The organism is Modestobacter sp. VKM Ac-2984 (assembly GCF_026967985.1).
GTDB lineage: Bacteria > Actinomycetota > Actinomycetes > Mycobacteriales > Geodermatophilaceae > Modestobacter.
Genome location: NZ_JAPVBJ010000002.1, coordinates 1 through 23,663, shown reverse-complemented (window position 1 = coordinate 23,663; position 23,663 = coordinate 1). Strand labels below are relative to the sequence as shown.

Below are 23,663 nucleotides of genomic sequence, written 5' to 3'. Positions count from 1 at the left end.
TTGCGGGCCGCCCGGACCACGCGCGGCGATCGCCACGGGCCGATACACGACATCCCGGGCTGGCACGGCCTGGGGAGGAGACCGTCATGCGCATGTCCACCCTGTCCCGCTCGTCCTCCGCCCGTCCGGGGCGGCGCAACCGCCTGGTCACGGTGCCCGTCACCGGTGCGGCAGCGCTGGCCCTGATCCTCACCGGGTGCGGTGCGGAGGAGGGCGAGACCGTCACCGCCGTCGACCTCTACAACGAGTTCTACGACGACGAGGCGGAGTTCGTCGAGGAGGGCATCGGCGAGGAGGACACCGAGGTCCTGGAGGTCGACCCCCTGGCCGAGGAGGACGCCGAGGCACTGGAGGACGACGCCCTGGCCGAGGAGGAGCCGGTCGAGGCGGGCGCCGCTCAGCCGGGTTCGTTCGTGGTCGGTGACGTGGCGATCCCGCCGCTGCTGGCCGAGGCGGACCCCCAGGCCGCGCTGGCCGAACTGCCCGACGGCCCGGCCGTGGCCACCCTCGTCCCGGTGCTCGCCGTCCCCACCGACGAGGGGTTCTGGATCGGCAACGCGCAGTCCCGGATCTGGGTCCAGCTGGTCGAGCCGGGCGAGTCCCCGGTGAACGTCAACCCGGGTGACCTGGTCTCCTTCACCGGCGAGGTCGTGCCGAACGCCGACGGGTTCGTCGAGAGCCTGTCGCTGCCCGCCGACCAGGCTGCGGCGCTGACCGACCTCGGCTACCACGTCGAGGTGCCGGCGGGCGACGTCACCGTCGGCTGATCCATCGCTGGACCGATCGCTGTGCGCTGATCGTCGCTCCTCCGCAGAGGGGTCGACGGTCAGCGCACAGCGCTGTGTGGGTCAGGCGGCGTGCTGGGCGGGGAGCTGGTCGGTGAGGGCCTCGGCCAGGTGCCGGCCCCGGGGCGGGAGTGGCGGCGCCGCGCGGATGACCTGGACCGGCTCGGGCTCGACCTCGGTCTCGACTGCCGGGGCCACGACTGCCTGGGGCTCGACGGCCTGGGCCTCGACGGCCTGGACCGGCTCGACCACCGGGGCTGTCGCCTCGGGCAGTGGCACCCGGATCGGCGCGGGGTTCTCCGCGATGGTGGCGACGGCGGCCAGGCCGTCGGCGTGGATGCGCGCGATGGACGCCAGGACGGCGGTGGCCATCTCCTCGATGGCCTGCACGTCCGTGGCGGGGTGCTCGGCGACAGCGTGGATGCTCATGTCCAGGTCATCGGCAGCCGGGCGCGCCGCCGGAACCGGTTCGTCACGGCTTTCCCTGCCGGCGCGCCGGGTCGGGGGTCGGCCGTGTCGGGATCTTCCCTCCGGGTAGGTGCTCTGACCATGCGGAAGAAGACAACGACCCGGGACACGGTCCTGCGCGGTGTGCTCGCCGGCATCGGCGGGACCGTCGTCATGACGGTCTTCCAGAAGTGCGTCGAGATGCCGCTCACCAAGCGAGGTGAGAGCGTCGCGCCGGCCCGTTTCGCGGAGAAGGTCACCCCGGCGCAGGCCGGCTCACCCACCGGCCTGCGCCGGCTGAACTGGGTCACCCACTTCGCGCTCGGCACCATGTGGGGCTCGGCCTACGGCGTCGCCGCGGCCCGGGGTCTCCGTGGGCAGAAGGCCGTCAACACCGTCTTCGGCCTGGTCTACGTCGGAGACGTCGCACTGAACACCGCGCTCGGGTTGTACCGCCCGTGGCAGTGGTCGGCGAAGGAGGCCCTCGTCGACGTGGTGGACAAGTACGTGCAGGCGCAGGGCACCGGCTGGGTCTTCGACCGCTTCCTGGACCCGACCAGGTAGGCCGGCACCGGCGGTCGGTGCGGGGACGGCGCCCGGATCAGTCCGTGGCGTCGTCCCCGCGGTCGGTCCAACGCTGCCACCGGTCGCCCCAGCTGGTGTCCACCCGCTCGGTGATCCACGCCTCCAGGTCGGCCAGGCGCTCGTCGGCCTGCTCCTGGGTCAGGTCGCCGTCGGTGACGGCCTGGGCCATGCGCTCCTGCGCGGCCGCGACCAGGGCGTCGACCAGGGTGTCCACGGCCACGCCCTGCTCCTCGGCCACCGAGGCGAGCGTGGCGCCGTCGGCCTGCAGGGCGGTGCGCAGGTCCTCCTCCGGCATGCCCAGGGCGGTCGCCGCGGCCTCCAGGCCACGACCGTCGCCGGGGCTCCCGTGCCACCCACCGTGCCATCCGCCGTGCCCGCCGCCGTGCCCACCACCGTGCCCACCACCGAGGTCGGCGGCGTCGAGGGTGGCGGCCACCTCGTCGACCTGCTCCTGGGTGAGGGAGCCGTCCGAGACCAGCCCGGCCAGCGCCTCGGTGATCCGGTCGACCCGCGAGGAGCCAGCGGCGGCGGGGTCGGTCGAGTCGGTGGCGGCCAGGGCAGGGACGGCGACGGCGGCACCACCCACGGCGAGCAGCCCGGCGGTGGTGAGGGTGATCAGCTTCGTGCGCACGATGGTCTCCTCCGACTCCGGTCAGGCGATCCGACCGATGCCCTCAGCGTCGGTCGAGCGGCTGTGCGCACCCTGTGGTCTCCATGGGCCACGCCTGTCGAGCTGAGCCTCACGCCCCGCGGTCAGCGTGCTCGGGAGGTGAGGCCCACCGTCAGCCCGGCGCCGACCACCGCGATGCCCAGCCACACCAGGGGTCCGGGCACGGCCCCGCCCATCGCGACACCGGCCCCGGCGGCGGCGACCGGGGCGACCCCGGTGAGCAGACCGGCCCGCGCGGTGCCCAGTCGGCCGACGGCGGAGTACCAGAGGACGAAGGCGACCGCGGTCGTCCCGACGGCCAGGTAGCCGACCGCGGCGAACTGCCCGCCGGTCAGCTCCGCGACCGCCGCGGTTCCCTCGGTGGCCAGCCCGAGGGCGCCGAACACCACGGCCGCGAGCCAGGTGGTGTGCACCGAGACGCCCCACGCGCCGTGCCGGGTCAGCAACGGCACGGCGAGCAGCGTGAACCCGGCCTCACAGGCCAGGACGACGACCGCCCAGGCCAGTCCGGCAGCGTCGCTGCGGCCCACCCCCTGCACCAGCCCGGCGCCGACGGTGACGACCGCGGCCGCCAGCAGCACCCGGGCCTCCGGTCGTCGTCCGGCCATCAGCGGTCCGACCAGGGCGAGCGCGATCGGCACGCTGGCCACGGCCACACCCAGCACGGCCGGCTCGGCGTGCTCGGACCCGCGCACCAGCGCGACGTTGAACAGCACCATCCCGGCGCCGACGACGCCCAGCAACCACGCCCACTCCGCGCCGCGTGGCCGGTGCACCGACCGCCCGGCCAGCCGGGCGAAGCCGAGCAGGACCAGGGAGGCGGCGGCGTACCGGATCGACTGGGCGGTGAAGAGCGGTGCATCGGAGAGGACGGCGGAGACCGCCACGCTGCCGCCGACGAAGCCCATCGCGATCGTCCCGGTGACGCCGGCGGACGTGGCCGACTGTTGCGGGGGCGCTGCCACGCTGGTCGTCATGGCTGCCATGCTGCTGGGGTCCTGGTCCACCGTGGAGGGCCAATCGCCGTCATCGGGAGTGGACCAATGCGGGGAGCCGACTTCCTCCAGCTCGACCCGGCGGCCGCGCCGGCGCGTGGGCTCACCGACTGGCTGAGCGCCGCGGTGCGGGCCGCGGTGCTGGACGGCCGACTGGCGGCGGGGGACCGGCTGCCGGCCACCCGGACGCTCGCCGGTGACCTGTGTGTCGCTCGCGGCGTCGTGGTGGAGGTGTATCAGCGGCTGGTGGACGAAGGACTGGTGGCGGCCCGTACCGGGTCGGGGACCGTCGTCCTGCCGCGGCCGGTCGCCGCACCCGCGCGCCCCGCGGTCGCGACGCCGGCCGGGCCGGTGCGGCTGCCGTTGCCGACGAACCGGCCGGCGGCCGAGGGCGAGATCGACCTGTCACCGGGCGTGCCCGACCTGGCGGCGTTCCCGCGGGCGGCGTGGCTGCGGGCGGAGCGGACGGTGCTGCGGGAGGCATCGGCGGCGGACCTGGGCTACGGCGACCCGCGGGGGAGCGCCCGGCTGCGCGGCGAGCTGGCCGGCTGGCTCGGCCGGACCCGTGGGCTGCAGGTCGCGCCGGAGCAGGTCCTGGTGGTGTCCGGGGTGGCGCAGGCGCTGGCGCTGCTGGCCCAGACCCTGCGGTCGCGGGGCGCGGACTCGGTCGGCGTGGAGGACCCGGGGTCGCGGGGTGCACGGGAGGAGTTCGCCCACTGGGGGCTGCAGCCGGTCGGGGTGCCGGTGGACGCCGACGGGCTGGTCGTCGCGGCGATGCCGGCCGTGCCGGCGGTGATGGTGACGCCGGCGCACCAGTTCCCGACCGGGGTGGTGCTGTCGCCGGGGCGGCGGCGGGAGCTGCTGGGCTGGGCGCGGGACGGCGGCAGCCTGGTGATCGAGGACGACTACGACGCCGAGCACCGGTACGACCGGGCGCCGGTGCCGGCACTGCAGCCCTCCGCACCCGAGCACGTGGCGCACACCGGCAGCACCTCGAAGACGCTGGCGCCGGGGATGCGGCTGGGTTTGCTGGTCGCGCCGTCGTCCCTGGACGCCGACCTGGTGGCGGCGAAGCACGCCAGCGACCTGGGCAGCCCGGCGCTGCCGCAGCTGGTGCTCGCGGAGCTGCTGCGGTCAGGCGAGCACGACCGGCACCTGCGGCTGGTGCGCGGGCGGCAGCGGGCGCGGCGGGACGCGCTGGTGATGGCGCTGGCCCAGCACCTGCCGGGCGCGGTCGTCTCCGGGGTGGCGGCCGGGCTGCACGTGCTGATCACGTTCCCCGGCTCGGACGCCGACGACGTCGAACTGGCCGATTCCGCCCGGAAGGCAGGCGTCGTCGTCCACCCGCTGTCCTGGCACCGGATGACCCCCGGCGACCCCGGCCTCGTCCTCGGCTACGCCGCCAACGCCCCTGATCGCCTGCGCACCGCCACCGAGCGTATGGCGGACGTGCTCCACCGCTGACGGCCCGGGGAGCTTCCACCGAGGTCGTGGTCGCCGGGGCCGCCGCGCACCTCGAGGCGTATCCCTGCGATTACGGTCCGTCCATGTTCCGGACCTCGACGACAACAGCAGCTTCCGTCGCTGCAACCGTGCTCACCATCGCCGCCTGCAGCAGCTCCGCCGCTCCTGAGCTGGCCGTGTTCGACCGACCCGCGACAGCGGAGGACGCTGTTCCCGAAGGTGTCGACCTCCCCCAGGAAGTGGGCGAGGTCCGCTACATCGGTGAGGTGGAGGGCAGCCGGGTCTACGCCGCGCAGGGCCCGGCCGACCACCCATGGTGTGTCGTCGTGCTGACCGGGACCGTCGAGGACGGGGCCTGGGTGGCGGGTTCGTCGTGCGCGGACGACACGGAGTTCGAGGAGCGAGGCGTCTCGGCGACGGTCGATGGCGCAGAGGTCGAGCGAGGCACCGCCCTGCTGCTGCCTGACGACTTCTCCGGAGAGCTCCAGGACGACTGGCAGGTCGCCGGGCCGAACCTCGCCGAACCCATCGGGTCGTAGGCGTCCGCTCAGCCGCGGCGGCCGAGGAGGTAGCCGATCCAGGCGCCGAGCAGGGTGAGCAGGCTGCCGCCGGCGGCGCCGACCAGCAGGGGCCGCGCCTCGGCCGGCACCCAGCCGCCCGCAGCGGCCGGGGCCTTGGCGTGGGTGACGGGAGTGGGAGCGGCGTCGGCCGACGTTCCCGCGGGAACGTCGGCGGCGATCGGGATGACCGGGGCCACCACGTTCGGCTCCACCAGTTCCTTGTCCACCGCGGCGAAGAACTGCCCGGCCATCTTCTTCGCGACGCCGGTGATCATCCGCTGCCCCACACCCGCGACCGCGCCACCGACCACGGCGTCCGCCGAGTACGTCAGCTCCGTGCCGTCACCCGAGGGGACGAGCTTGATCTGCACGGTGGCCCGTACCGACCCGGGCCCGCCAGAGCCGGACGCGTGCATGACGTAGGAGGACGGGAAGGTCATGTCCGACAGCCGCACCTCGCCCGCGTACTTCCCGCGGATCGCCCCCACGCCGGCCGAGACGACCATCGTGTAGCTGTCCTCACCGACCTGCTTCAGCGACTCGCAGCCCGGGATCGTCCGTGCCAGCACCGCCGGGTCGGTGATCACCGCCCAGACCTGCTCCGGTGCCGCCGAGAGGACCGCACTGCCGTCGAGGTTCACGCCATCGCTCCAGAGTCGTGGGGAGAAGAGTTGGTCACGCGCTCGGCGTCCGAGCGCACCAGGTCGTACAGCTCGGTGGGGGAGATCGGCATCGCCGCGATCCGCCGTCCCACCGCGTCCTCGATCGCCGAGGCGATCGCCGCCGAGCCGGGGATGACGCCGGCCTCGCCGGCGCCCTTGATCCCCAGCTCGTTGAGCGGGGACGGCGTCGACTGGTGGTCGATGTCGACGTCGGGCACCTCGGAGGCGTACGGCATCAGGAAGTCCATGAACGAGGCGTTGGTCAGCTGACCGTCGCGGTCGTAGGCCATCCGCTCGTACAGCGCCCCGCCCACGCCCTGCGCGACGCCGCCGTGCACCTGCCCCTCGACGATCATCGGGTTGATGATCGTGCCGCAGTCGTGCACCACCGCGTACTGCTCGATCGCGATCTCCCAGGTCGCCGGGTCGATCTCCACGACCACGGCGTGCGCGCCGGAGGCGAAGGTCGAGCGGAGCGGGGAGTAGTAGTCGGTGTGTTCCAGCCCCGGCGCGTCCCCGACCGCCACCGGCGGCTTGGAGTCGTCGCCCGGCCCGGAGAACTGGGTCGCCTGCCGCGCCGCCTCGTCGAAGGCGTACCGCAGCGGGTTGGACAGGACGGCGACCGTGCGCAGCGGGATGGAGGCGCCCGGCGTCCCCTTGACCTGTACCAGGCCCTCGTCGATCTCCAGGTCGGCCGGGTCGGCCTCCAGCACCTCGGCGGCGATCCGCAGCGCCTTCTCCTTCACCCCGCGAGCCGCCAGCGCGACGGCGTTGCCGCTCACCACCGCGGCCCGGGAGGCGAACGTGCCGACCGCGTACCCGAAACGCCGGGTGTCGCCGGTGGTAACCTCGACGTCCTCCAGCGGGACGCCGAGCTCCGCGGCCGCCAGTTGGGCGAACACCGTCTCGTGCCCCTGGCCCTGCGAGGTCAGCCCGGTGGAGACCAGCACCTTGCCGCTGCCCAGCACCTGCACGTGCGCGCCCTCGTACGGCCCCGGCCCGGTGCCCTCGACGTAGGGCGCCATCCCGATGCCCAGCAGCTTCCCGCGCGCCTCGGCCGCGGCCCGCCGCTCGGCGAACCCGTCCCAGTCGACCAGCACCTTCAGCTTGGCCATCATCGCCGGGTAGTCACCGGAGTCGTAGATCAGCGGCCGGCCGTCCTGGAACGTCAGGCCCCAGTCGTAGGGGAACTGGTCGGGCTGGATCAGGTTCCGCTCCCGCACCAGCGCCCGGTCGATGCCGCGCTCCTGGGCGATCCGGTCCATCGTGCGTTCCATCGCGAACGTGCCCTGCGGCCGCCCGGCCCCGCGGTACGGCGTGACGATGACCGTGTTCGTGTAGACGCTGTTGACCCGGGCCCGGTAGACCGGGATGTCGTAGGGGCCGCACAGCTGGGTGGCCGTGTTGATCGGCACGATGATCCCGTAGGGCGTGTACGCGCCGTTGTCGTGCCAGACGAGGACGTCGAGGGCCGTGATCCGCCCGTCGTCGTCGTACCCGACAGTGATCTCCTGCCGCTGCTGGCGCTCGTGCGCGCTGGAGATGAAGTGCTCGCGCCGGTCCTCGGTCCACTTCACCTCGTGGCCCAGCAGCCGCGCGGCCATCGGCACGAGCAGCTCCTCCGGCCACGGGTGCACGATCTTCACGCCGAACCCGCCGCCGACGTCGGGCGCGATGACCTCGACCTTCTCCATCGACAGCTCGAGCTTGGCCGCGATCGCCGCGCGCACCGACGTGGATGCCTGGGTGGAGGAGTAGACCCGCAGCGAGGAGTCGGCGTCGTCCCAGCGGGCGTGCACGCCCTTGCCCTCCATCGGCATGGAGGCGCTGCGCTCGAAGTACTGGGTGAAGGACAGGGTGTGCGCGCTGGCAGCCAGCGCCGCCTCGACGTCGCCGGTCTCCTGGTGGTGGCGGGCGGCGACGTTGTCCGGGACGTCGTCGTGCACGGTGTGCTCGGCGGCCTCGGCCGCGTCGACGCCCACCACGACCGGCAGTTCCTCGTAGCTGATCTCGATCAGCCCGGCGGCGTCCTCGGCGATGTACCGGTCGGTGGCGACCACCATCACGATCGGCTCGCCCACGTGCTGGGCGACGTCCTTCACCAGCGGGTAGCCGGTGCGCGGGGAGGTGAGCTGGGGGTGCGGGATGAGCACCGGCAGCGGCTCGGCCAGCGGGCCGGTGAGGTCCTCGTAGGTGTAGATGGCCAGCAGGCCCTCGACGTCCATCGCCGCACTGACGTCGATGTCGAGCACCCGGGCGTGCGCGTACGGGCTGCGGACGAACGCCGCCTCGTAGGCCCCGGAGCCGATGTCGTCGAGGTAGCGGCCCTGGCCGATGATCAGCCGGGCGTCCTCCCGCCGGCGCACCGGCTCCCCGAACAACTTCGTCGTCACCGCCCCGCCTCCTGGCTGTCAGGGGCCAAAGTCGCGCTTTTGGCCCCTGCGGAGTCGCGCATGGTCGCGGCTGCGTGCCGGCAGGCCTTCTTGATGTTGGCGTAGCCGGTGCAGCGGCACAGGTTGCCGCCGACCATGTCGTCGACCTCCTCCTCGGTGATCTCCACCGACGGGTCGCGGGCGTCCAGGCCGGCCGCGATCGTGGTCAGGAAGCCCGGCGTGCAGAACCCGCACTGCAGCGCGTGGCACTCCCGGAACGCCTCCTGGATCGGGTGCAGCACCTGCCCGCCCTGGTGGTCCGACCGGGACAGGCCCTCGACCGTGGTCACCTCGCGGCCGTCGACCTGAACGGCGAGCACCAGGCAGGAGCGGGTCGGCTGCCCGTCGACCAGCACGGTGCAGGCCCCGCAGACGCCGTGCTCGCAGCCCACGTGCGTGCCGGTCAGCCCGAACCCGTGTCGCAACGCGTCCGACAGCAGCCAGCGCACCGGCACCGTGGCTTCACGTGGAACACCGTTGACGACGACGGAGATCGCCCGTTCTGTGCACACCTCGGTCACGCGGTCCTCCTGGCTGCTTCGGCGCCGGCGTCGGCCAGCGTGCGGGCGGTGAGGGTCGCGACCAGCAGTCGCCGGTAGTCGGCGCTGGCGTGCAGGTCGCCGTCCGGGTCGACCTTGCCGCGGGCCAGCTCGCCGGCCGCCGCCCAGTCCGCCGAGTCGACCGGCTGGCCGACGACGGCGTCGGTCAGGTCGTGCACCTCGGGCACCAGCCCGACGGAGAGGTAGGCCGCCCGGGCAGAGCTGACCCGCCGGTCGGCGTCGAGCGTGACGACGACGCCCGCCCCGCAGACCGCGTAGTCGCCCTTGCGCCGCGAGATCTCGGCGAACGCGGTGCCCGACCGCTCCGGCAGCGCCGGGAAGAAAACGTCGAGGACGACGGCCGGCCCGTGCACCGAGGTCTCCAGCGGGCCGAGGAAGAAGTCGCCCCAGCCGATCGTCTCGCGCCCGTCGGGCGTCGCGACCGTGACAGAACCGTCCGTCAGGGCCAGCACCGCGGTCATCTCGCCCGAGGGGTCGGCGTGCGCGATGGAGCCGACCGTCGTCCCGCGGTTGCGGATGGCCGGGTGGGCGACGTTCGCCGTCGCCCGGCAGAGCAGCGGCTGCACGCCGGCCGCCTCGGTCGAGGCGAGCAGCTGGGCGTGCCGGACCAACGCACCCACCCGCACCCCGTCGCGGCCGACGGAGATCTGGTCGAGCCCGGGCACCCGGTTGATGTCCACCAGGGTGGTGGGCGCAGCGAGGCGCATCGAGAGCAGGGGGAGGAGCGACTGCCCGCCGGCGAGCACCTTCGCACCCTCGCCCTCCGCGGTCAGGACGTCGAGCGCCTCGTCGACCGAGGTCGGGTCGGCATAGCCGAACGGAGCGGGCTTCACCGGCTGCGGGTCACCTCCAGGCGTGGATGTGGAAGGCGTCACTCTGTCACCGTGGTCCCGCGGGACGGAAGTACCTCAGCGCTAAAACTTCGGGCCGAACTCGACCGGCGAACTACCTCACCGCTGAGAGACTTTCTCCGGTAGCGTCCCGCCAGGTGAGCGACAGTCCAGTCCGGCACGTCTCCCTCCGCAGCGGTGTCTACGCCGACTCCGTCCGCCTCATGCAGGTCAGCCGCGAGATCGGTGACCGCCCCGGCGTGCACACCGTCGTCGTCGCGATGGCCACGCCGCTGAACCTCGAGCTCGCCGCCGGCATGGGCCTGGCGCCCGACGGCGAGGCGAAGCCCGACCAGCTGCTGATCGCGCTGACCGCCGCCGACGACGCCGAGCTGGCCGCCGCGGTCGCCGCCGTCGACGCCGCGCTCACCGCCCGCGCCGACCGGGGCGAGGCGCAGACCATCCCGGCCCGCACGATCGGCGCCGGCCTGGACGGCGCGGACGACCCGGCGCTGGCGATCATCAGCGTGCCCGGGCCGTACGCGGTCGCCGAGGCCGCCGACGCCATCGCCGCCGGCCGATCGGTGCTGATCTTCAGCGACGGGGTGCCGGTCGAGCACGAGGTCGCGCTCAAGCGCGCCGCGCACGACGCCGGTGTGCTGGTGATGGGCCCGGACTGCGGGACGGCGATCGTCTCCGGCCTGGCCCTCGGCTTCGCCAACGTCGTCCGGCGTGGCCCGGTGGGCCTGGTCGCGGCGTCGGGCACCGGTGCCCAGCAGGTCAGCTGCCTGCTCGACGCGGCCGGTGTCGGTGTCTCCCACGTGCTCGGCGTCGGTGGCCGCGACCTGTCCGAGGCCGTCGGTGGGCTGGCCACCCTCGACGCCCTGGCCGCGCTGGACGCGGACCCGGCCACCGAACGGGTGCTGCTGGTCTCCAAGCCGCCGGCGCCCGCGGTCGCCGCCCGGGTGCAGGAGGTCGCGGCCGGGCTGTCGGTCCCGGTCCGGTCCGCCGCGCTCAGCCCGGAGCAGCCCGACCTCACCGCCGCGGTGGAGGCGCTCCTCGGTGACCTGGGCGTCGCCGTCCCCGAGTGGCCCTCCCGGCCCGGGACCGCGGCCGCCGTGCCCGCCGGCGCCGTCCTCAAGGGCTTCTACTCCGGCGGGACCCTCGCCGACGAGACGATGCTGATCGCCGCCCCGGCCCTGGGCGACATCCGCTCCAACACCCCGCTGCGCCCCGAGCTCGACCTGGGCACCGACCTGCGCGCGACCGGGCACGTGGTCGTCGACTTCGGCGACGACGCGCTCACCGTGGGCCGCGCGCACCCGATGATCGACCCGACGCTGCGGCTGGAGGCGATCGCCGGCCTTGCGGAGAGCGGGGAACCCGCCGTCCTGCTGCTCGACGTCGTCCTCGGCCACGGGGCCGACCCCGACCCGGCCGTCGCCCTCGTCCCCGCGCTGCGATCTGCCGGCCTGCCCACCGTCGTGGCGCTGGTCGGCACCGAGGCGGACCCCCAGTGCTGGTCCCGGCAGGCCGACGCGCTCGCCGAGGCCGGCGCCGCGGTCTTCGCCTCCAACGCCGCCGCCACCCGCCACGCCCTCAGCCTGATCGGAGACGGCCATGAGTGAGCCCCTCGGCGGACTGCTGTCCGCCCCGCCGTCCATCGTCGCCGCCGGCGTCGAGGTCTTCTCCACCGCGCTCCGGCAGCAGGGGGCGAGCGTCACCGACGTCGACTGGCGCCCGCCGGGCTTCGGCAACCCGGACGACCTCACCCAGCTCGCGCTGGACCCGCGCCGGGCGGCCGCCAACCGGGTCGCGGTCGAGCGGGTGCTCGCCGCGGGCTCGCTGCTGGTCGACGTCCGGCCGGCCCGGGAGGTGCTCGACCTGCCCGACCGGATGCTGCTGCACTCCGGCCCGCCGCTGACCTGGGAGACCGCCTCCGGTCCCATGCGCGGCGCGCTCATCGGCGCCTGCGTATTCGAGGGTTGGGCCACCGACGTCGCCGACGCCGAGCGCATCCTGGCCGCCGGCGAGATCACGCTCGACCCCTGCCACCACCACCGCACGGTCGGCCCGATGGCCGGGGTGACCAGCCCGTCGATGTGGATGTGGTGCCTGGAGGACCCGGCCAACGGCGGGCAGGCCTGGTGCAACCTCAACGAGGGCCTGGGCAAGGTGCTGCGGATGGGCGCCTACAACGACGAGGTGCTCACCCGGCTGGCCTGGATGCGCGACGTGCTCGGCCCGGTGCTCCAGCGCGCCGTCCGCAGCCGGCCGGAGCCGCTGGACGTCAAGGCGATCCTGGCCCAGATGCTGCAGATGGGCGACGAGGGGCACAACCGCAACCGCGCCGGCTCGCTGATGGCACTGCGCGAGCTGTCGCCGTCCATCGTCGGCGTCGACGCACCGGCCCAGGACATCGCCGAGGTGCTGCGCTTCATCGGCGGCAACGAGCACTTCTACCTGAACCTCGGCATGCCCACGGCGAAGCTGGCGATGGACGCCGCCCGCGACGTCCCCGGCTCGACGATGGTCACCGTGCTGTCGCGCAACGGCACCGAGTTCGGCATCCAGACCGCCGGTACCGGTGACCGCTGGTTCACCGCCCCGGCCAACACCCCGGTCGGCCTCTACCTCGGCGACTACGGCCCCGAGGACGCCAACCCCGACATCGGCGACTCCGCGATCATGGAGGCCTACGGCGTCGGCGGGTTCTCCATGGCCGCGGCACCGGCGATCGTCCGGTTCGTCGGGGGCACCGTCCCCGACGCGCTGGCGACCACCGAGCGGATGTACCAGCTGACGCTGGCGGAGAACCCGGCGATGCAGATCCCGATCATGGGCTTCCGCGGCTCCCCGACCGGCATCGACGTCCTCCAGGTCGCGCGCACCGGCTGGCTGCCGCAGATCAACACCGGCATGGCCGGCCGGGTCGCCGGCACCGGCCAGGTCGGCGCCGGGTTGGTGCAGCCGCCGCAGGCCTGCTTCGAGCAGGCCCTGGCGGCACTGGCCCAGGAGTCCCGCGCGGCCTCGTAAGCTCTGCGAACACAGATGTTGACGGGGGTGGGCATGAACGTCTTTTTGAGTTGGTCCGGTTCAAAGAGCAAGGACGTAGCTAGGGCCCTCCGCCAGTGGCTGCCTAACGTGATCCAGGGGATCCGTGAACCCTGGATGTCCGACCGGGACCTGGCTGCGGGGGTTAAGTGGGACAAGTCCATCACGGAAGCACTGGACGCGACAGATATTGGCATCATCTGTGTCACGCGAGAGAACCAGGAGAAGGTATGGCTGAACTTTGAGGCGGGGGCGATCTCTCGTTCCGTTGAAGACCGAGAAGGCCGCGTCATCCCCTTGTTGATCGATTTCGCGGAACCGACCGACTTAAAGGGTCCTTTGTCTACTTTTCAAGCTGTGCAAGCGGACAGGGCCGGTATTGAGTCTGTGCTCACTGCAATCGACGCGCTCTCCACGAGTCCTCTAGGTGAAATCCGCCTTGCCGCGACCTTGGAGGTGTGGTGGCCGAGACTGGAGGACGAGCTAAAAGGTATTGCGAATAGTCACGCGGTGGCGGACTCCGCTGATGTGCCCGCCGAGCGCGACCCAGAAGATATGTTGCGAGAAGTTCTGAGCCTTGTCCGCGGACTGACGCGACAGGTCCCAGGCGGTGCCGCCGCCCCCGAACTAACTTCGGGCCGGGAGCTTCGAGACAGTGTGGATAGGTTGGCCAACGTTGTGTGGGAGATCCTCGGCGAAGACCGAGTCAGCAGCGTGGGTGTCGACGCAGTGAAGCTTGTGGTTCGTATTAAAACTCGCGACTACGCATATGACGACGAAAAAGAGGCTGTCCGAGTTGCTCTACGACATTTCGGATACCAGGCCATCTTCGATGTTAGTCCATCTGTCGATGAAGAAGTGGGAACTAGAAGGAGTGAGTACAGTACGGCGCGGTCTATGGCTATCGTCAAGGATTTGGAGCCAGGAAGTCGAATCCATCACGACACCTTTGGTGAAGGATCGGTCGTCGATATTGCCGGAGCCGGAACAAAGACAAGCCTAACTGTAGACTTCGACAAGGTCGGCACTAAGCGGCTAATTGCACGCTATGCGCCCATCGCCCTAATTCGTTAAACTCGAGCGGACATCCAGCGCATGTCTAGCGACGTTGTCACCAATGCTGTCACGTCGCCACGCCACTAAGCCCGCAGAGCGGACCATCAACAATTTTGATCTGGCGAGGCGCTGGGTAGTTGTCCGCAACAGGTGGCCCACTCCGGTCGTCACCTAGACGGAGGGTGGGGGCATGGCCAGCTGCGAGGTCTGCGGGAACGACTACCGGCTCAGCTTCGAGGTGCACGCCGCCGGGGCGGTGCACACCTTCGACAGCTTCGAGTGCGCCATCCACGCCCTGGCCCCGATCTGCGAACACTGCGGCGTGAAGGTGGTCGGCCACGGGGTCGAGGCCGACGGCGTCTTCTTCTGCTGCGCGTCCTGCGCCCGGATGCACGGGCAGGGCAGCGCCGAGCAGTTGGTCGACCATGCCGGCCGGGCACCGGACGAGCGGTGAGTGTGGACGCCTACCCGGTCGTCCGTGCCCTCGTGCGACCGCTGGTCCTGGGCCTGTTCCGGCCGCAGGTCGAGGGGGCGGACAACCTCCCGGCCACCGGGCCGGTGATCCTGGCCGGCAACCACCCCTCCACGCTCGACCAGTTCTTCCCCCCGGTCCTCAGCCACCGCCGGGTGACCTACCTGGCCAAGAGCGAGTACTTCACCCGACCCGGGCTGACGGGGCGGGCGATGCGCCTGCTCCTGGAGAGCATCGGCATGGTCCCCCTGGACCGCGGCGGGGCCACCGCCGCCGAGGCCGCGCTGCGACGCGGCCGGGAGGTGCTCGCCGACGGCGGGGTGCTCGGCATCTACCCGGAGGGCACCCGGTCGCCCGACGGTCGGCTGCACCGCGGCAAGACGGGGGTGGCCCGGCTGGCGTTGTCCACCGGGGCGCCGGTGGTGCCGATCGCGGTGATCGGCAGCCGGGCGCTCATGCCCCCGGGTGCCCGGCTGCCCCGGCCCGGCCGGGTGGTCGTCCGGATTGGCGAACCGCTGGACTTCTCCGACCACCCGGGGCCGGCTGACGACGGGGCGGCGCTGCGGGAGGTCACCGATCGGGTCATGGTCGAGCTGCAGCGGCTGTCCGGTGCCGAGTACGTCGACCGCTACGCCGCCGACGTCAAGGCCGAGGGTCGCGGCCGCGCGGCCTGACCCGCCGGTCGCCCCGTGCTCAGCCGGGGACGCGGACGGCGAGCAGTGCCACGTCGTCGTCGACCCGCCCACCGAGCTGGCCCAGCAGGTCGTCGCAGAGCCGGTCGAGGGGCTCCCGGCCGGTCCTCTTCAGCTCACCGACCAGCCAGGCCAACCCGTCGTCGAGCGGTGCACCGCGTCGTTCGACCAGCCCATCGGTGTAGAAGAGCAGCGTGTCGCCGGCGCCCAGCTCGAGGGTGTGGTCGGTCCGCTGGACGCCGGGTGCGATGCCGAGCAGGCTCTCGGGGGCGGCCGCGAGCAGGCCGACCTCGTCGCCGGCCCTCGCCAGCACCGGTGGTGGGTGGCCCGCGTTGGACCACCGGAACCGCCGCGAGCCGTCAACGGACGACGGGGCGTCGACCTGCGCCACGATCACCGTGACCAGGGTGTGTAGGTCCAGACCGGCGAGCACCTCGTCCAGAGTGCACAGCACCTCCGCCGGCGAGCCGGTCGAGCGCTGGGCGATCGCCTGGAGCATCGCCCGGGTCTGCGCCATCGTCGCGGCAACCGGGGCGTCGTGCCCGGCGACGTCCCCGATGACCAGCATGGTGGTCCCGTCCGGGAGGGGGAAGGCGTCGTACCAGTCGCCGCCCACCTGGGTGTGCCGGCTGGCCGGCAGGTACCGCACGGCCGACTCCAGGCCCGCCACCCGCGGCGGCGGGCCGAGCAGGTTGAGCTGCAGCGCCTCGGCCGTCTGCAGCGCCGCCTCCGTGGTCGCCGCCTGTGCGCTCAGCCGGGCCAGCTGGGCCTCGCGGCGCAGCCGGAGGCTGCAGGCGCCCACCGCCAGGACGCCGCCGCCTGCCACCGCCAGCAACCGGACGACCTGGGGGAGCAGCGTGCTCGCGGTGTACTGCTGGTCGTAGACGCCCAACAGCGCCGCCAGCACGAGGGCCAGGACGGCGTAGCTCACCGTGCCCCGCCGGCCGAGCGTCGTCGCCGCCAGGAGCGGGGCCATGACGACCAGGCCGAGGATCACCTGCTCGGGCCCACTGACGACGTCGGTCACGGTCACGACGGCCAGCACCCCTGCGGGCAGTGCCCGCTGCAGGCGTTGCGACCTGGTCACTGCTGCAGCTCCTCGTCCGTCCGGTCTCCCCCCGCGGGTCCGGCGCAGCGCTCAAGGTAGCGAACCCACTGGTCAGGACCACGCACCCGAGGAGTGTGAGCGAGATCGGCGCCGGGGCAGCCGTACGGCTGGTCCGCTGGGTGCACAGTGGGTGCTACACCCAACCACTTGGAGGACCGCTCATGCCCAGCGTCTACACCGCCGTCGCCACCGCCACCGGTGACGGCCGCAACGGCCACACCCGCTCCTCCGACGGTCTGATCGACCTGGACCTGGCCACGCCGAAGGAGATGGGTGGCGAGGGCGGCGCCACCAACCCCGAGCAGCTCTTCGCCGCCGGCTACGCCGCGTGCTTCCTGTCCGCACTGAAGATGGTGGCCCGCAAGCAGAAGGCGCCGATCAGTGACGCCGGGGTCACCGCGGAGGTCGGCATCGGGCCGAACGACGCAGGCGGCTTCGGGCTGGAGGTCGCCCTGCACGTCGAGCTCGGCGGCGTCGACCAGGCGACCGCGGAGCAGCTCGTGGAGGCCGCGCACCAGGTCTGCCCGTACTCCAACGCCACCCGCGGCAACGTCCCGGTCACCCTGGAGACCACGGTCGCCTGACAGGCACCAGGATCGCGCCTGGGGGCGCCGGCCGGGACCTGACCCGGCCGGCGCCGTCGCTCAGGCCTTGACGATGGCGGCGACCGGGCCGCCGCCGGAGGGCCCCTGGTGCACGGCGGCCACCGACACGAACACCGCCGGGTCGCCGGTCACCGAGGCGGCGACGCCGCCGACGGTGGCCTTGATCTGCCGGTGCCAGAAGACGTCGGAGTCGTCGAGCATCGCGTTGCGCCGGCCGCGCACGTAGCCGGTCGGGTCGGCCTCGCACTTGAGGAAGACGTTGACCAGGTTGCCGTCCAGGTCGGAGGTGTGCGGCCGATCGGGCAGCTCGAGGCCGGCGTCCCGGATGGCGTTCCAGATGCCGTCCTGGTCGAGGGCGTCGGTCATCACCGAGTGGCCGATCCGGTAGTCGCCGCCGTGGCCGCGGGCGTTGCCGACGACGATGATCTGCGCCCGGTCCAGCTCGACGCCCGAGGAGCAGGAGGCGACCGCGCTGAACAGGTCGAAGTCGCGCATCACCTGCTTCTGCTCCGGCATCTCGATCTCACCCAGCGCCAGCGCGATGCCCAGCGCCGTCGTGCCGTTGGAGAGGTCCATCGAGCCGTGCGGCTCGTCGTAGTAGGTCTCCTCGCCGCGGGACTTGGCCTCGCGGATCGTCTCGATGGTCAGCAGCGGCGTCTTGGTCTGCACGTAGTGGACGTCGGCCGGGTCGGTGATGCCCGCCTCGGCCATCGCCCGGCGCACTCCCTCGGCCACCTTCTCGACCATGGTGAGCCGGCCGATGTCCTCGGGCAGCAGCACCTCGCTCATCGCGAACCCGACGGTCAGCCGCGGCTCGTCGGTCTTCTCCACCGAGTCCTCGGGCAGCGTGGCGAAGATCGTGGCGTGCGGGCTGATCACGCCGTCCGTGCCGCCGGACCACACGATCGGGATCTCCCCGACCTGCTCCTTGCTCCGTGAGCCCTTCTCCATCAGCACCTCGCGGAAGGCGCGGTCGGCGATGATCCGGGTGTAGTCGTTCACGCCGCCGTTGCCCTCCGTCTTGCCGATGACGGCGATGACCCGGTCGGCCTCCATGACGCCGTCGTCGATGAGCTTGGCCAGCTCGGAGGCGTCGCTGACGTTGTGCAGCGGGACCTTGCGGACCTCGATCGGTGCGGGCATGTCTTCTCCTTCTATGCGGTGACGACGGTGCCGACGTCGTCACGGGCGACGGCGTCGGAGATGTGGGGCAGTGCGGTGATGACGGCGCGAGCGCCCTGACGGCCGTCCCCGGAGTCGGTCACGAACCGGAGCGCGGCCTCGACCTTGGGGCCCATGCTGCCGCGGGCGAACTGGCCGGCGTCGGCGTGGGCACGCATCTCGGCGACGGTGACCCGGGTCAGCGGGCGGGCCGACGGGGTGCCGAAGTCGACCATCACGTGCGGGACGTCGGTGGCGATGACCAGGGTGTCCGCGCGGAGCTCCCGGGCGAGCAGTGCGGCGGTGAGGTCCTTGTCGATGACGGCCTCGACGCCGATCAGGGCATCGCCGCTCGCGGCGCCCGGGACCACGGGCACACCGCCGCCGCCGGCGCAGACGACCACGAACCCGGCCGCGCTGAGCGCGGAGATGGCCGGGACGTCGACCACCGACAGCGGCTCGGGCGAGGGGACCACCCGCCGCCAGCCGCGCTCGCCGCGGTCCTCCCAGTTCTGCCCGAGGTCGATGAAGCGCTGGGCCTCGTCCCGGCTCAGGTGCCGGCCGACCGGCTTGGACGGCGTCGCGAACCCGGGGTCGGCGGGGTCGACGAGGGTGCGGGTGACCAGCGCCGCGGTGCGCTGGGACGAGCCGAGGGCGGCCAGGGCGGCGTCCAGCTCGTCGGCGAGGGTGAACCCGATGGTGGCCTGGGTCTGGGCGACGTTCCAGTCCAGCGGGACCGGTGGGACCACGTGCGCCGCCAGCTCGTTCTTGACCAGCAGGTTGCCGACCTGGGGGCCGTTGCCGTGGGTGAGGACCACCTCGGCCCCGGTGGCGACGACGGCGGCGATGTGCTGGGCGGCCGCGGCGATGGCCTCGCGCTGGGCACGGGGCGTGGCGGAGCCGTCGGCGCCGGTCATCGCGTTGCCGCCCAGGGCGATGACGACACGACGGGGGAGGGCCATTGCGTGACCCTAGCGGGGAACTGCCTTAGCGGTGAAGTACTTCCGCCAGATCAGGCGGCGGCTGTGTTCCCGGGCCGGAGGACGACCGCCGGCCGCTCGGCCGTGCGGAGCACCCGGACGGGGTCGGCCGGCTGGTCCCAGCTCTCGGCAAGCGCGGCGATCGCTGCCAGGGCCTCGTCGTGCAGCCGGGCGATGGCGGCCAGGCCGGCGGCGGTCGCCTCCTGGACGACGGTCTGCGGGCCGAAGGGGACGGGATCGTCCCCGTCGGTCGGGGCCTCGAGGGCAGCCGGAGCGGTCACGCCCTCCTCATCGGCAGTCCACGACCGGGTCGACACCCACCGTTCTCGGGTCCTCGTCGTCCCGCGGGCGGCCTCAGCGGCGCCAGAAGTCGAAGCGGTCCCGGCCGGGGCGGAAGCCCGCCTGCTCGACGACGTCGACCGCCAGCTCGAACCGCTGCCCGACCAGGTGCGGCTGGTGGCCGTCGCTGCCGAAGCTGACGGCGTCGCCGCCCTCCTCGCGGTACCAGCGGAGCAGCTCCACCGACCACAGCGGGCTGGTGGTGTTCACCTCGAGGGCCCGGTCGCTGGCCGCCAGCGCCCGGAACACCGCCCGGTACTCCTCCTCGAACACCGCCTGCGGGTACTGCTCCCGGCCGCCGGGCCAGTAGCGCCGCGGGTAGTCGCAGTGCGCCAGCACCTGGAAGACGTCGCTGCTCTCGATCATCGCCACCATCTCGGTGAGGTACCGGCGCATCGTGGCGACGACGTCGATGCCCGGCGCGTGCAGCAGCCGGTTCACGCCCATCAGCCGGCCGTCGACCGGCAGCGAGTGCAGGGAACCGAGGACCCGGTCGACCGGGGAGGCGCCCAGGTGCGCGGCCACGCTGGCCCCGAACAGGTGCGGCTCGCCGGCCTCCACACCGGACCACACCCGCAGCGTCGGGAAGCGTTGCCGGGCCTCCCAGATCGTCTCGGCGTAGAGGTCGACGTCGATGGGCAGCTGGTTGGCCGGGTGCCGGTCGGTGAGCCCTTGCGCGGTGGCGCGGTCGGCGGCGTCCCAGACGGTGAAGTCGAGGTGTTCGGTGAAGGCGATGGCCGGGAGGCCGATCTCCACGGCGCGCTCGCAGGCACGCAACAGCGACGCTCGTGGGCCGGTGTCCCAGGAGAACTCGGAGTGCACGTGGTTGTCCGGGGGCAGCATCGAGGCCCATCCAACCGGTCGTCCACAGCCACCGCACGCCCAGGTCCGGAGTTGTCGGTGCCGCCGCCTACGGTCGGGGCATGAGCACCGCTGTCGAGACCGATCTGGCCGATGAGGCGCTCGGCGTGCTCCGCGAGCTCACCGGCCGCGCCGACGCGGTCTTCCGCGAGGGGCAGGACGCCGCCGTCACCGCGCTCGTCGAGCGGCACGAACGCGCCCTGGTCGTGCAGCGCACCGGCTGGGGGAAGTCCGCCGTCTACTTCGTCTCCACCGCCCTGCTGCGCCGCCGCGGCGCCGGTCCGACGCTGCTGGTGAGCCCGTTGCTCGCGCTGATGCGCGACCAGGTGGCCGCAGCCGCCCGCGCCGGGATCAAGGCCGTGGAGATCTCCAGCTCCAACGTGACCGAGTGGGACGACATCAACGCCCGGCTCGCCGCCGACGACGTCGACGTCCTGCTGGTCTCCCCGGAGCGGCTGACCAACCCGCGCTTCCGCGACGAGCAGCTGCCCAGCCTGGTCGAGCGCTGCGGCCTGCTGGTGGTCGACGAGGCGCACTGCGTCTCCGACTGGGGGCACGACTTCCGGCCCGACTACCGCCGCATCCGCGACCTGCTCGGTCAGCTCCCCGCCGGCACCCCCGTGCTCGCGACGACCGCCACGGCCAACGAGCGGGTGGTCGCCGATGTCGCCGAACAGCTCGGCGCCGGCGGTGTCGAGGTGACCACCGTCCGTGGCCCCCTGGCCCGGGACTCCCTGCGGCTGGGCGTGCTGCGGCTGGACACCGACCGCGCGCGGCTGGCCTGGCTGTCGGCGCACATCGGCGACCTGCCGGGCAGCGGCATCGTCTACACGCTCACCGTGGCCGCGGCCGAGGAGACGGCGGCGCTGCTCCGCGACGCCGGCCACGAGGTCCGCGCCTACACCGGGCGACTGGACGACGCCGACCGCAAGGACGCCGAGGAGGCGCTGCGGGAGAACCGGGTGAAGGCCCTGGTCGCCACCTCGGCACTGGGGATGGGGTTCGACAAGCCGGACCTGGGCTTCGTCGTCCACCTGGGCGCACCGTCCTCGCCGGTCAGCTACTACCAGCAGGTGGGTCGCGCCGGCCGTGCCGTCGCCAACGCCGACGTGCTGCTGCTCCCCGGGCCGGAGGACATCGCGATCTGGCAGTGGTTCGCCACCTCCTCCATGCCCCGGGAGGACCACGCCGCGGCCGTCCTCACCGCGATGGCCGACGGCAAGGCGTGGTCGGTCGCGCGCTTGGAGACGGTGGCCGACGTCCGCCGCTCCCGGCTCGAGCTGCTGCTCAAGGTGCTCGCCGTCGACGGCGCGGTGGAGCGGGTGCAGGGCGGCTGGCGTTCCACCGGCGTCCCGTGGGTCTACGACGCCGAGCGGTACTCCCGGGTCACCGCGACCCGGGAGGCCGAGCAGCGGTCGATGCTCACCTACGCACGGCCCGTCGACACCGCGGAGTGCCGGATGGCCTTCCTCCAGGAGGCGCTCGACGACCCGACCGCCACCCCCTGCGGGCGCTGCGACGTCTGCACCGGCCCCTGGTACCCCACCGACGTGCCGGCCGGCGCGGCCGAGGCGGCCTCCGCCCGGCTGGACCGGCCCGGCGTGGAGCTCCCGCCGCGGGCGCAGTGGCCCACCGGTGCCGACCGGCTCGGGGTCGAGGTCAAGGGCAAGATCGCGCCGGGTGAGCAGATCGGCGTCGGTCGGGCCGTGGCCCGGCTGACCGACCTGGGCTGGGGCCAGCGCCTGCGCACCCTCCTGGGAGACGACGGGGTCGGCGGCGTGGCCACCCTGGCCGAAGACCTCGAGGCGCCCTCGATCGAGGAGGACCCGGACGCCGCCTACGAGGTGAGCCACCGGGTCATGCGCCCCGGCCTGCCCAACGACGCGCCGCCGGACGCAGAGCTGCTGAAGGCCTGTGCCCGGGTGCTCGGCGCCTGGGACTGGGCGCAGCGCCCCGCCGGCGTGGTCGCCATGCCGTCCCGGCGGCGGCCCGCCCTGGTCACGGGAGTGGCCCAGGGGCTGGCGCAGTTGGGGCGGCTGCCCTACCTGGGGGCCCTCGACCTGGCCCACGGCGGTCCCACCGGCGGGCCGGGCGGCAACAGCGCCTTCCGGCTGGCCGGGGTCTGGCAGCGCATCGTGGTCGGGTCGGAGCTCCGGGCCCGGCTGGCCGAGCTCGGCGACGCCCCGGTCCTCCTCGTCGACGACCTGGCCGACTCGCGCTGGACCATGACCGTCGCCGGCCGTGAGCTGCGACTGGCGGGGGCCGGCTCCGTCCTGCCGTTCGTGCTGGCGCTCAGCGCCTGAGGGGGCACCCCGTCCTCATGCCCCCGCCGAGGGGAAGGCGAGGGCGGGGTTGTCCACAGGGTTTCGAACACCTGTGCGAAACCGGGAGTAGCCTCCCTCCATGTCGCTCGCGCACCAGCCGTCCATCTGGGACGTGGCCGAGGAGGCTGCGCTCACCCCGCTCGCGGGGCGGGTCTCCCGGCACCTGCTGAGCCGTGGCGCCTGGGTCGACCACCTCACGGGCTGGGTCGTGGGCTCCGACAGCGTGCTTGACGTCCTGTTGGGCGACATCGGCTGGCGGGAGGACCGACGGCAGATGTACGAGCGTGAGGTGGCCGTCCCCCGGTTGCTGCGTTGGTACGGAGCGGGTGAGGCACTGCCGCACGCCCTGCTCACCGAGGCCCGCACCGCCCTCGACGCGCACTATCGGCCGGAGCTGGGCGAGCCGTTCGTGACGGCGGGCATGTGCCTGTACCGCGACGGGCGCGACAGCGTCGCCTGGCACGGCGATCGCATCGGGCGCAGCCGCACCGAGGACACGTTGGTCGCCATCGTCTCGTTCGGCTCGCCCCGGCCACTCCTGCTGCGGCCGGTGGGTGGCGGCGAGAGCCGGCGCTTCACCCTCGGGCACGGCGACCTGGTGGTGATGGGCGGTTCGTGCCAGCGCAGCTGGGAGCACTGCATCCCGAAGACGACCAAGCCCGTCGGTCCACGCGTGAGCGTCCAGTTCCGCCCCCGCGGGGTGGCCTGAGCCGCGTTCTCCCTGCTCAGCAGCGCATCCGCACCGTTCGAGGACCCCTCCGGGGACCCCCCTGCAGAGCCCCTCTGAGGGCGTGTATTGTTCTCCATGCACCAAGCGAGAACGGACCGGGCCGCAGGGCCTGGGAAACCGCCGGAAGAACCCCCGTGGTTCACCCGCTGCGGAACTTGGTGTAAAGTGGAAATCACCGCCACGAAGAACGGCCAAGAAATTGGTCGGGGAACGTGCGCGTCCGCTCCTTGAGAACTCAACAGCGTGCCGAAAGTCAGTGCCAAGTAACAAATCCCCCTTCGGTGTCTTCGG

24 protein-coding genes are annotated in these 23,663 nt (G+C 72.9%); 12 read left to right on the top strand and 12 right to left on the bottom strand.

Annotated features, from left to right (window positions below; all coding sequences use genetic code 11):
• Positions 1-86 precede the first annotated feature (86 nt).
• Positions 87-767, top strand: a complete 681-nt coding sequence (locus O2W16_RS03955) for a hypothetical protein (protein ID WP_269157503.1) — start codon at positions 87-89, stop codon at positions 765-767.
• A gap of 81 nt (positions 768-848) precedes the next feature.
• Here the strand turns inward: O2W16_RS03955 and O2W16_RS03950 are convergent, their stop codons facing one another.
• Entirely contained in the window at positions 849-1,214 is a 366-nt protein-coding gene (locus O2W16_RS03950) for a hypothetical protein (protein ID WP_269157502.1), read from the bottom strand.
• A 120-nt stretch (positions 1,215-1,334) separates the two neighbouring features.
• On the opposite strand from O2W16_RS03950, the gene O2W16_RS03945 reads away from it, so the two are divergent.
• Positions 1,335-1,796: a hypothetical protein gene (locus tag O2W16_RS03945; RefSeq protein WP_269157501.1), complete on the top strand. Its 462-nt coding sequence runs from the start codon at positions 1,335-1,337 to the stop codon at positions 1,794-1,796.
• A 37-nt stretch (positions 1,797-1,833) separates the two neighbouring features.
• On the opposite strand, the gene O2W16_RS03940 is transcribed toward O2W16_RS03945, so the two are convergent.
• Positions 1,834-2,448, bottom strand: coding sequence for a hypothetical protein (locus O2W16_RS03940; protein WP_269157500.1), 615 nt, complete (start codon positions 2,446-2,448; stop codon positions 1,834-1,836).
• A gap of 122 nt (positions 2,449-2,570) precedes the next feature.
• A complete protein-coding gene (locus O2W16_RS03935; RefSeq protein ID WP_269157499.1) occupies positions 2,571-3,464 on the bottom strand; it encodes a DMT family transporter in 894 nt (297 codons plus the stop codon).
• A 66-nt stretch (positions 3,465-3,530) separates the two neighbouring features.
• Between O2W16_RS03935 and pdxR the strand changes: the two genes are divergently transcribed.
• Positions 3,531-4,946, top strand: coding sequence for a MocR-like pyridoxine biosynthesis transcription factor PdxR (gene pdxR / locus O2W16_RS03930; protein WP_269157498.1), 1,416 nt, complete (start codon positions 3,531-3,533; stop codon positions 4,944-4,946).
• Positions 4,947-4,972: 26 nt separating this feature from the next.
• The gene (locus tag O2W16_RS03925) at positions 4,973-5,485 is read left to right on the top strand and encodes a hypothetical protein (RefSeq protein ID WP_269157497.1); all 513 of its coding nucleotides are present in this window, start codon (positions 4,973-4,975) and stop codon (positions 5,483-5,485) included.
• Positions 5,486-5,493: 8 nt separating this feature from the next.
• Here O2W16_RS03925 and O2W16_RS03920 read toward each other — a convergent pair whose 3' ends face one another.
• From O2W16_RS03920 to O2W16_RS03905, 4 genes are read right to left on the bottom strand one after another with little or no spacing between them, the layout of a single operon-like run.
• Positions 5,494-6,147, bottom strand: coding sequence for an SRPBCC family protein (locus O2W16_RS03920; RefSeq protein ID WP_269157496.1), 654 nt, complete (start codon positions 6,145-6,147; stop codon positions 5,494-5,496).
• On the bottom strand, positions 6,144-8,561 hold the full coding sequence (cutA, locus tag O2W16_RS03915) for an aerobic carbon-monoxide dehydrogenase large subunit (protein ID WP_269157495.1): 2,418 nt from the start codon (positions 8,559-8,561) through the stop codon (positions 6,144-6,146). The genes O2W16_RS03920 and cutA overlap by 4 nt, the downstream gene beginning before the upstream one ends.
• On the bottom strand, positions 8,558-9,121 hold the full coding sequence (locus O2W16_RS03910; RefSeq protein WP_269157494.1) for a (2Fe-2S)-binding protein: 564 nt from the start codon (positions 9,119-9,121) through the stop codon (positions 8,558-8,560). The genes cutA and O2W16_RS03910 overlap by 4 nt, the downstream gene beginning before the upstream one ends.
• Positions 9,118-9,993: an FAD binding domain-containing protein gene (locus tag O2W16_RS03905; protein WP_269157493.1), complete on the bottom strand. Its 876-nt coding sequence runs from the start codon at positions 9,991-9,993 to the stop codon at positions 9,118-9,120. The genes O2W16_RS03910 and O2W16_RS03905 overlap by 4 nt, the downstream gene beginning before the upstream one ends.
• A gap of 155 nt (positions 9,994-10,148) precedes the next feature.
• Between O2W16_RS03905 and O2W16_RS03900 the strand changes: the two genes are divergently transcribed.
• From O2W16_RS03900 to O2W16_RS03880, 5 genes are all read left to right on the top strand, one after another.
• Positions 10,149-11,618: an FdrA family protein gene (locus tag O2W16_RS03900; protein WP_269157492.1), complete on the top strand. Its 1,470-nt coding sequence runs from the start codon at positions 10,149-10,151 to the stop codon at positions 11,616-11,618.
• Positions 11,611-13,026: a DUF1116 domain-containing protein gene (locus O2W16_RS03895; RefSeq protein ID WP_269157491.1), complete on the top strand. Its 1,416-nt coding sequence runs from the start codon at positions 11,611-11,613 to the stop codon at positions 13,024-13,026. Before O2W16_RS03900 ends, O2W16_RS03895 begins: the two co-directional genes overlap by 8 nt.
• A gap of 33 nt (positions 13,027-13,059) precedes the next feature.
• Positions 13,060-14,118 (top strand): toll/interleukin-1 receptor domain-containing protein, encoded by a 1,059-nt coding sequence (locus O2W16_RS03890; protein WP_269158114.1) that lies wholly within the window; start codon positions 13,060-13,062, stop codon positions 14,116-14,118.
• Between the two features lie 172 nt (positions 14,119-14,290).
• Entirely contained in the window at positions 14,291-14,554 is a 264-nt protein-coding gene (locus tag O2W16_RS03885; RefSeq protein ID WP_269157490.1) for a hypothetical protein, read from the top strand.
• Entirely contained in the window at positions 14,551-15,246 is a 696-nt protein-coding gene (locus tag O2W16_RS03880) for a lysophospholipid acyltransferase family protein (RefSeq protein ID WP_269157489.1), read from the top strand. The genes O2W16_RS03885 and O2W16_RS03880 overlap by 4 nt, the downstream gene beginning before the upstream one ends.
• Positions 15,247-15,265: 19 nt before the next feature.
• Here the strand turns inward: O2W16_RS03880 and O2W16_RS03875 are convergent, their stop codons facing one another.
• Positions 15,266-16,351, bottom strand: coding sequence for a PP2C family protein-serine/threonine phosphatase (locus tag O2W16_RS03875; RefSeq protein WP_269157488.1), 1,086 nt, complete (start codon positions 16,349-16,351; stop codon positions 15,266-15,268).
• A gap of 182 nt (positions 16,352-16,533) precedes the next feature.
• Between O2W16_RS03875 and O2W16_RS03870 the strand changes: the two genes are divergently transcribed.
• A complete protein-coding gene (locus tag O2W16_RS03870; RefSeq protein ID WP_269157487.1) occupies positions 16,534-16,956 on the top strand; it encodes an organic hydroperoxide resistance protein in 423 nt (140 codons plus the stop codon).
• 60 nt (positions 16,957-17,016) lie between these two features.
• On the opposite strand, the gene O2W16_RS03865 is transcribed toward O2W16_RS03870, so the two are convergent.
• The 4 genes from O2W16_RS03865 to O2W16_RS03850 form a co-directional block, all read right to left on the bottom strand.
• Entirely contained in the window at positions 17,017-18,120 is a 1,104-nt protein-coding gene (locus tag O2W16_RS03865; protein ID WP_269157486.1) for a ring-opening amidohydrolase, read from the bottom strand.
• An 11-nt stretch (positions 18,121-18,131) separates the two neighbouring features.
• On the bottom strand, positions 18,132-19,100 hold the full coding sequence (locus O2W16_RS03860) for a carbamate kinase (RefSeq protein ID WP_269157485.1): 969 nt from the start codon (positions 19,098-19,100) through the stop codon (positions 18,132-18,134).
• A 50-nt stretch (positions 19,101-19,150) separates the two neighbouring features.
• The gene (locus O2W16_RS03855; RefSeq protein ID WP_269157484.1) at positions 19,151-19,399 is read right to left on the bottom strand and encodes a hypothetical protein; all 249 of its coding nucleotides are present in this window, start codon (positions 19,397-19,399) and stop codon (positions 19,151-19,153) included.
• 73 nt (positions 19,400-19,472) lie between these two features.
• A complete protein-coding gene (locus tag O2W16_RS03850) occupies positions 19,473-20,300 on the bottom strand; it encodes a PHP domain-containing protein (RefSeq protein ID WP_269157483.1) in 828 nt (275 codons plus the stop codon).
• An 80-nt stretch (positions 20,301-20,380) separates the two neighbouring features.
• Between O2W16_RS03850 and O2W16_RS03845 the strand changes: the two genes are divergently transcribed.
• Together O2W16_RS03845 and O2W16_RS03840 are read left to right on the top strand one after the other, a co-directional pair.
• Positions 20,381-22,621, top strand: a complete 2,241-nt coding sequence (locus tag O2W16_RS03845) for a RecQ family ATP-dependent DNA helicase (RefSeq protein WP_269157482.1) — start codon at positions 20,381-20,383, stop codon at positions 22,619-22,621.
• Positions 22,622-22,721: 100 nt separating this feature from the next.
• Positions 22,722-23,351 carry an alpha-ketoglutarate-dependent dioxygenase AlkB gene (locus O2W16_RS03840; RefSeq protein ID WP_269157481.1) on the top strand — a complete coding sequence of 210 codons (630 nt, stop codon included), beginning with the start codon at positions 22,722-22,724 and terminating at the stop codon, positions 23,349-23,351.
• The last annotated feature ends 312 nt before the right edge of the window (positions 23,352-23,663 follow it).